6 protein-coding genes are annotated in these 8,420 nt (G+C 72.1%); 1 reads left to right on the top strand and 5 read right to left on the bottom strand.

The features are described from left to right. The 5 genes from VFV67_RS24690 to VFV67_RS24670 form a co-directional block, all read right to left on the bottom strand. Positions 1-537, bottom strand: a 537-nt coding sequence (locus VFV67_RS24690) for a regulatory protein RecX (RefSeq protein ID WP_326473015.1), incomplete at its 3' end; no start/stop codon positions are given. 53 nt (positions 538-590) lie between these two features. After that, the gene (gene recA, locus VFV67_RS24685) at positions 591-1,628 is read right to left on the bottom strand and encodes a recombinase RecA (protein WP_326473014.1); all 1,038 of its coding nucleotides are present in this window, start codon (positions 1,626-1,628) and stop codon (positions 591-593) included. Between the two features lie 162 nt (positions 1,629-1,790). Next, a complete protein-coding gene (locus VFV67_RS24680; protein WP_326473013.1) occupies positions 1,791-1,985 on the bottom strand; it encodes a DUF3046 domain-containing protein in 195 nt (64 codons plus the stop codon). A gap of 146 nt (positions 1,986-2,131) precedes the next feature. After that, on the bottom strand, positions 2,132-3,883 hold the full coding sequence (locus VFV67_RS24675; protein WP_326473012.1) for an Hsp70 family protein: 1,752 nt from the start codon (positions 3,881-3,883) through the stop codon (positions 2,132-2,134). A gap of 5 nt (positions 3,884-3,888) precedes the next feature. Continuing rightward, the gene (locus VFV67_RS24670; RefSeq protein WP_326473011.1) at positions 3,889-5,811 is read right to left on the bottom strand and encodes an Hsp70 family protein; all 1,923 of its coding nucleotides are present in this window, start codon (positions 5,809-5,811) and stop codon (positions 3,889-3,891) included. 116 nt (positions 5,812-5,927) lie between these two features. Here VFV67_RS24670 and VFV67_RS24665 point away from each other — a divergent pair. Beyond that, positions 5,928-8,420: DEAD/DEAH box helicase (locus VFV67_RS24665; RefSeq protein WP_326473010.1), on the top strand; the 2,493-nt coding region annotated here is incomplete at its 3' end.

Below are 8,420 nucleotides of genomic sequence, written 5' to 3'. Positions count from 1 at the left end.
GGGGGGCGAATTGGGGTTGTCGTTGGTGGGGTCGGGGATGGGGGGCGAGTTGGGGTTGTCGTTGGTGGGGATGGGGGGCGAATTGGGGTTGTTGTTGGTGGGGTGGGGGGTCGGGGTTGAGTGGGGGGTGGGTGCGAGGGTGGGGTGTGGAGTCTGGGTGGGGGTTGTGCTGGGGGTGGGGGTGCGGAGTGGGAGGAGGGTGCGGAGTTTTTTGCGGACTAGTTGGCGGGCGCGGGCTTCTTCGGTGGCGGGGTCGAGAGTGGTGATGGCGTCGGCTGCGATGTCGTCGTCGACGCCTTTGCGGCGGAGTTCGGCGACGAGGGCGTGGCGGCCGAGGCCTTCGTAGGTGTGGCGGGAGCGGATCCAGACCTCGGCGAAGGATTTGTCGTCGATCAGGCCGACGTCGTCGAGGCGGGTGAGGGCCTGGTCGATGATGTCGTCGTCGAATCCCTTGCGCGCCAGGGCCTGCTGCAGTTCCGCCCGGGTGCGTGGGCGGAACCGCAGCAGGCGCAGGCAGGTGTCCTTGGCGCGCTGCACGGGATCCTCGGCCGGCGCTGGACCGCCAACCTGGCGAGCTCCCATCGTTGTGATCAGAAGTCGACCGGGGCCGGCGCGGCGTCGGCGTCGAGCTTGGCGCCGATGCCGAGCTTCTCCTTGATCCGCTTCTCCACCTCGTCGGCCACGTCGGGGTTGTCCCGCAGGAACTTCCGGGCGTTCTCCTTGCCCTGCCCCAACTGGTCGCCCTCGTAGGTGTACCAGGCCCCGGACTTTCGCAGGATGCCCTGATCGACACCCATGTCGATCAGCGAGCCCTCGCGGCTGACGCCGTGGCCGTAGAGGATGTCGAACTCCGCCTGCTTGAACGGCGGCGCCACCTTGTTCTTGACCACCTTGACCCGGGTCCGGTTGCCGACCGGCTCGCCGCCGTCCTTGAGCGTCTCGATCCGGCGCACGTCCAGCCGCACCGACGCATAGAACTTCAGCGCCTTTCCACCGGTCGTCGTCTCCGGCGACCCGAACATCACACCGATCTTCTCGCGGAGCTGGTTGATGAAGACCGCGGTGGTGCCGGAGTTGTTGAGGGCGCCGGCGATCTTGCGGAGGGCCTGGCTCATCAGGCGGGCCTGGAGTCCGACGTGGTTGTCGCCCATCTCGCCCTCGATCTCGGCGCGGGGCACCAGTGCGGCGACGGAGTCGATCACCAGGATGTCCAGTGCGCCGGAGCGGATCAGCATGTCCGCGATCTCCAGCGCCTGCTCGCCGGTGTCCGGTTGGGACACCAGCAGCGCGTCGGTGTCCACCCCGAGCGCCTTGGCGTACTCGGGATCGAGCGCGTGCTCGGCGTCGATGAACGCCGCGATCCCGCCGGCCCGCTGCGCATTGGCCACGGCGTGCAGGGCGAGGGAGGTCTTGCCGGAGGACTCCGGACCGTAGATCTCCACGATCCGGCCGCGCGGCAGACCGCCGATACCCAGGGCCACGTCCAGGGCGATGGAGCCGGTGGGAATGACCTCGATCGGCGCGCGTCCCTCGTCACCGAGGCGCATCACCGATCCCTTCCCGAAGTTCTTGTCGATCTGGGCGAGGGCGAGTTCGAGCGCCTTCTCCCGGTCGGGGGCTGTTGCCATCTTGGATACACCTCGGTTGGTTCGAGACTGAGAACTCACGCTGCCGACGCTACGGGCGGGGGCCGACGTTTTCCGATCCGCCGCGCCGATCTGTGGACAGCTGACCCGGCTGTGGACAACAGCCTAGACGAACGGATGTTCGAAGACGACCCGACACGCCGCTCAGCGCCGCTCCGGCGGTACGTCGAACGCATCGCACACCGCGCGCCAGATCTCCTTGGTCGGCAGGCCCTCATCGAGGGCCTGATCGACCGTCCGGCTGCCGAGCGCGCTGAACACGTGGTCGCGGGCGAGCATGTCCGCCCGCACCTCACCGAACTCCTCGGCCATCAACCTGCGGAACGCCGTGATACGCATCGGCCCCACCCTACGTCGGCCCGCCGCCATAGGATTGGCAGCATGGAGATGTCCGGCCTGGAGTCGGCGCTGCTGACCTTCGGCTCGATCGCGACCCTGGTCGCCGCGATCGTGGTCGGCCTGATCGCGTTGCGCAACCGCAGGCGTTAGGTCCCCGGCTGAACCCGCTGGGCGAAGTAGTCGGCCAGCGTGTCCGGCGTGAAGTCGTCGCGCAGCTGGGTCTTGGTCAGCCAGCCGACCAGCGGCCGGTCCCCGACCGTGAACACCAGCACGCCGCTGCCGCCGCTCACCCCGGCCCGGAACCGGCCGGCCAACCCGTTGCCCCTCCAGTCCGCCTCGACATGATCGCCCTGGGTCATCGTGCCCAGTTCGGAGGCCAGCACCCGCCGCACATCGTCCTGCGAGGCCACGTGCGCGTAGTTGACCTGGTAGTCCTCGGGCAGCGTGCAGGTCACGTCGGCGACCGACCGGCCGTCCCCGGCCTGGCACTGGCTGTGGTCCGGCACCGCCCCGGCCAGCTGCCGCAGGCACGAGGTGAACCCGGTGCCGTCCTTGGTTCCCTTCTGCTGGCAGCCTTCCGCGGTGGGCAGGTCGCCGCCCGGGTTGACCAGAAAGATCCCGACGACAACGGCCACCGCGACCACCACCAGCGCGGCGCCGGCGGCCAGCAGCCGGCGCCCGGCCGACCGGCGACCCGGCGGCCCCGGCGGCACCGGCGGCGGGACAGGTTGCCCGAACGCCGGCGCGGGCGGGCCGAAGACGCCCGGCGGTCCGGCGGGCCCGCCGCGCTGCTGCGGCGGACCGAGATCCCGGGTCCGCTGGCTGACGCCCTCCCGGTTCACGTGGTGCGCGCCGAGGGCGACCGCGGTCTCCGGCTGGTCCAGGCTGGTCGGCACCACCCGCAGCTGCTCGCCGATCAGCGTGGCGACCAGTGGGATCCGGCTGGACCCGCCGACCAGGTAGATGCCGGCCAGCCGGTCCGGGCGGAGGCCGGTCGCGCGGATCGTGGCGGCCAGCAGCTCGACCGTGCGCAGCAGGTTCGGCCGGATCAGCGCCTCCAGCTCCACCCTGGTCACCAGCACGTCATGGAACGGCTCCGGCAGCGGCACCTCGGTCTGCGGGTGCCGGGACAGCGACTCCTTGCCCGCCCGCACATCCTCCTGCAGCGCCCGCCGGGCCCGCCGGTCCCCGCTCGACGCCGGCCGCAGCAGGCTCAGCCAGCGCGCCGGATCCCGCGGCGACACCTGCCGGCCGACGTGCTCGAGCAGCGCCTGATCCACGTCCAGCCCACCGAGATCGGGCAGTCCGTCCTCGGCCAGCACGGCGAACCCGTGCTGGGTCGCGCCCACGATCGCCACGTCGAACGTGCCGGCACCCAGGTCGTACACGGCCAGCGCCTGCCCGGGACCCAGGGTCTGGCCGGGGAACGAGGCGAAGTGCGCGGCCGCGGCCACCGGCTCGGGCACCAGCACCAGGTTGGAGCCCAACCCGGCCAGCCGGGCCGCGGCCAGCAACACGTTGCGCCGCACCGGTCCCCACTGCGCCGGGTGGGTCAGCCGGACCTCGTCCGGGCGCGCCCCGCCGAGCTGCCGCGAGGTCTCCTCGCCCACCCGGTGCAGCACAGCGGCCAGCGCGTCGGTGACCGGGATGACCCGATCACCGAGCAGCAGCGTGCCCTCGTCGATGCGGCGCTTGGGATTGGGCTCGAACCGGGACGGGTCCAGCCGGGCGCGACGCTCGGCGTCCCGGCCGACGACCAGCCCGCCGTCCTCGGCGGCGAACACCGCGGAGGGCATCGTGGCCGCGCCGTCCACCTCGACCACCCGCGGCGGCCGGCCGTGCGCGGACAGCACGGCGACGGTGTTGGAGGTGCCGAGATCGACGGACAGGACCTGCATCCGGCTCAGCCGTTCGAACCCGGCTTGACGTGCTCGTTGAAGTAGTCCGTGATGGACTCGCCGGACGAGTCGGTGGACAGCTTCATCAGCGTGCCCATCACCGGGCTGTCCTCGACCGTGAACAGCATCGCACCGACGCCGAGCACCTCGAACGAGTAGTACTTGCCGGACAGCCCGCCGCCGGACCAGTCACCGCCGTCCGCGGTCTGCTTCGACTTGGAGAACGCGTTGAGGAATGCGTCGACGTTCTTGTCGGCGATCTCCGGTGAGTCGAAGTGGTAGTAGAAGATCGTGTAGTCGTCGCCGAGCTGGCAGGTCGCCGCGGTGGCACCGGGCGCCGGGATCGAGCTCCCACCGGTCGGCATCCGCACGCCGGACGCGCAATCGTTGTTGTCCACCACCTTGCCGGCCAGCGTGCGCATGCACTTGCTGAAGCCATCGCCGTCCGGGGTCTTGTCGGTGCATTCGCTGGCGGCCACCCCACCGCCCCCACCGCCGCCGGAGGTGGCGAAGAACGTGATCCCCACGGCGATCACGGCGACCGCGACGATCGCCCCGAGGATGATCAGCGGCTTGCGGTTGGACCGGGCCGGTGGCGGCGCCGGAACCTGGTGGCCGACGAACTGGGGGCCGACCGGCGGCGGGCCGGCCGGCCCGGGCACCGGAACCGGACCGCTCGGCGGGCCCGGCGGCGGGCCCTGCGGCAGCACCCGCTGCGGACCGCTGTTCGGAAAGGCGCTCGGCACCGTTGGCCCGCTCGGTGTCGGTGGCACGTAAGGCGTGGCCGAGGGCGTCATCGCCTTGGTGCGCTGGACGATCTCGATCGTGCCGCTGATGTCGCTGGTGCGCATCGTGATCCCCTCCTGCGGCACGTGGTGCGCGCCGAGGGCGACCGCGGTCTCCGGCTGGTCCAGGCTGGTCGGCACCACCCGGAGCTGCTCGGCGATCAGCGTGGCGATCACCGGGATCCGGCTGGAGCCGCCGACCAGGTAGATGCCGGCGAGCCGGTCCGCGGCCATGCCGGTGGACCGAATGGTGGCGGCCAGCAGCTCGACGCTGCGCAGCATGCCCGGCCGGATCAGCGCCTCCAGCTCCAACCTGGTCACCAGCACGTCGTCGAACGGCTCGGGCAGCGGCAGGTCGGTCTGCGGGTGCCGGGACAGCGACTCCTTGGCCGCCCGCACGTCCTCGCGCAGCGCCCGCTGGGCCCGGCGGTCGCCGGTGGACTGCGGGCGCAGCAGGTTCTGCCAGCCCGCCGGGTCTCGCTGGGAGACCTGCCGGCCGACGTGCTCGAGCAGCGCCTGGTCCACGTCGATGCCGCCGAGATCGGGCAGACCGGCCTCGGCCAGGACCACGAAACCCTTCTGCGTGGCGCCGACGATGGCCACGTCGAACGTGCCGGCGCCCAGGTCGTACACGGCAAGCGCCTGTCCGGGGGCCAGGGTCTGGCCGGGGAACGAGGCGAAGTGCGCGGCCGCGGCCACCGGCTCGGGCACCAGCACCAGGTTGGAGCCCCACCCGGCCTGACGGGCGGCGGATAACAGCGTGTTGCGCCGCACCGGTCCCCACTGTGCGGGGTGGGTCAGCCGGACCTCGTCCGGACGTTTGCCGCCGAGCTGGCGGGAGGTCTCGTCGGCGACCCGGCGCAGCACCCCGGCCAGGGCGTCGGTCACCGGCACGATGGTGTCACCGAGCAGCAGCGTGCCCTCGTCGATGCGGCGCTTGGGGTTGGGCTCGAACCGGGACGGGTCCAGCCGGGCGCGGCGCTCGGCCTCCCGACCGACCATGAGGCTGCCGTCCTCGGCGGCGAACACAGCGGACGGCATCATGGACGCCCCGTCGACGTCGACCACCCGGGGTGGCCGACCGTGCGCGGACAGCACGGCAACGGTGTTGGACGTGCCGAGATCCACGGACAGGACGTTCACATTGCTCCCCTCGTCGCTGCTGCCGAAGATGCTGCCATGAGTGTCCACCGCCGTGGGCGCGGTCTCCCAGATCGCGGCTGACCGGTTTTGTCGGTGCCGGCTGTCAGGATGGACCCGTGCCTGACGTGCTCGAGCTGTTTACGCCGGCCACCCGCCAGTGGTTCGCCGGTGCGTTCGACGCGCCCACCGAGGCCCAGCAGGGTGCGTGGCGGGCGGCATCGGCGGGCGAGCACGCGCTGGTCGTGGCCCCGACCGGGTCCGGAAAGACCCTGGCCGCCTTCCTGTGGGCGCTGGACAAGCTGGCCGAGTCGGGTCCGCCGGCCGAGAAGTCCCGGCGCTGCCGGGTGCTCTACGTGTCACCGCTCAAGGCGCTGGCCGTCGACGTGCAGCGCAACCTGCGGGCGCCGCTGGCCGGGATCCGCCAGGCCGCGCACCGGCTGGGCCTGCCGGAGCCGTCGATCACGGTCGGCATGCGCACCGGCGACACCCCGGCCGAGGAGCGCCGGGCGTTCACCCGCACCCCGCCCGACGTGCTTGTGACCACGCCGGAGTCGCTGTTCCTACTGCTCACCTCGGCCGCCCGGGAGTCGCTGCGCGGGGTGGAGACCGTGATCGTGGACGAGGTGCACGCGGTGGCCGGCGTCAAGCGCGGCTCGCACCTCGCGCTGTCCCTCGAGCGGCTGGACGCGCTGCTGCCAAGGCCGGCGCAGCGGATCGGCCTGTCCGCCACGGTCCGGCCGGTGGACGAGGTGAGCGCGTTCCTGGCCGGCGGCCGCCCGGTGCGGGTGGTCCAGCCGGCGACCGCCAAGACGATCGAGATGCGGGTCGAGGTTCCGGTCGAGGACATGACCGAGGTGACCGAGCAGGAGCCGGAGTCCGGGCAGGCGCCGCGCCCGTCGATCTGGCCCTCGGTCGAACGGCGCATCCTCGACCTGGTTCGGCAGCACCGGTCCACGATCGTGTTCGCCAACTCGCGGCGGCTTGCCGAGCGGCTGACCGCCAAGCTGAACGAGCTGGCCGCCGAGGATCCGGTCTACCCCAAGGATGTCGGCCGGTTCCCGGCCGAGGCGATCGCCGAGTCCGGTTGGGCGGCCGGCGTGGCGAACCCGGTGATCGCCCGGGCGCATCACGGTTCGATGGCCCGGGAGAAGCGCACCGTCGTCGAGGAGGAGCTCAAGTCCGGTCGGTTGCCGTGCGTGGTGGCCACCTCGTCGCTGGAGCTGGGCATCGACATGGGCGCGGTGGATCTGGTGATCCAGGTGGAGGCCCCGCCGACGGTCTCGTCCGGCATGCAGCGCATCGGCCGGGCCGGGCACCAGGTGGGCGCGGTGTCCCGCGGGGTGATGTTCCCCAAGTTCCGCGGCGATCTGGTGTCCTGCGCGGTGGTGGCGGAGCGGATGGCGGACGGGGCGATCGAGGCGGTGCGCTACCCGCGCAACCCGCTGGACGTGCTGGCCCAGCACATCGTGGCGATGGTGGCGCTCGAGCCGTGGACCGTGGACGGGGTCGCCGGGCTGGTGCGCCGGGCGGCGCCGTTCGCCGCGCTGCCCGACTCGGCGCTGCACGCGGTGCTGGACATGCTCGCCGGGCGCTATCCCAGCGAGGAGTTCGGCGAGCTGCGGCCGCGGATCACCTGGGACCGGATCGGCGGCGAGCTGCACGGCCGGCCGGGGGCGCAGCGGCTGGCGGTCACCTCCGGCGGCACGATCCCGGACCGCGGGCTGTTCACCGTGATGACGCCGGGGTCGGAGGGCGCGCCGGGGTCCCGGGTAGGCGAGCTGGACGAGGAGATGGTCTACGAGTCGCGGGTGGGCGACACGTTCCTGCTCGGCACGTCCGCCTGGCGGGTCGAGGACATCACGCACGACCGGGTGATCGTGGTGCCGGCGCCGGGCGAGCCGGCCCGGATGCCGTTCTGGAAGGGCGACGCGCCGGGCCGGCCGCTCGAGCTGGGCCGGGCGTACGGAAAATTCGTCCGCGACGTGTCCTCGATGGACGACGCGGCGGCCCGCGCCCGGGTGGCCGAGGCCGGCCTGGACGACTGGGCGGTGGACAACCTGCTCGCCTACCTGACCGAGCAGCGCACGGCCACCCGGCACGTGCCGGACGACCGGACCATGCTGATCGAGCGGTTCCGCGACGAGCTCGGCGACTGGCGCGTGTGCATCCTCACGCCGTTCGGCGCCAAGATCCACGCCCCGTGGGGCATGGCCGTGCGGGAACGACTGTCGGAGCGAGCGGGTGTCGACGTCGACGTGCTGTGGAGCGACGACGGCATCGTCTTGCGTCTTCCGGACTCCGATCAAGACGGCGGAGTCCCCCTCGACGACCTCGTCTTCGATCCGGAGGAGATCGAGGCGCTCGTCGTTCGTCAGCTGCCCGGCACCGGCCTGTTCGGAAGCGTGTTCCGCGAGGCCGCCGCGCGTGCACTGCTTCTTCCCCGCCGGATGCCCGGCCGGCGAACGCCGCTGTGGCAGCAGCGGCAGCGTGGCGCCGACCTGCTGCAGGTCGCGGCGAGGCATCCGACCTTTCCCATCTTGCTCGAGGCGACCCGCGAGTGTCTCCGCGACGTGTTCGACCTGCCCGGGCTCCGCGAGGTGATGAGCGAT

Origin of the sequence: Actinophytocola sp., from assembly GCF_035762905.1 — a bacterium.
GTDB lineage: Bacteria > Actinomycetota > Actinomycetes > Mycobacteriales > Pseudonocardiaceae > DASYTH01.
The sequence above is the reverse complement of the archived record's forward strand: the minus strand, read 5'-3'. Positions and strand labels throughout refer to the sequence as shown.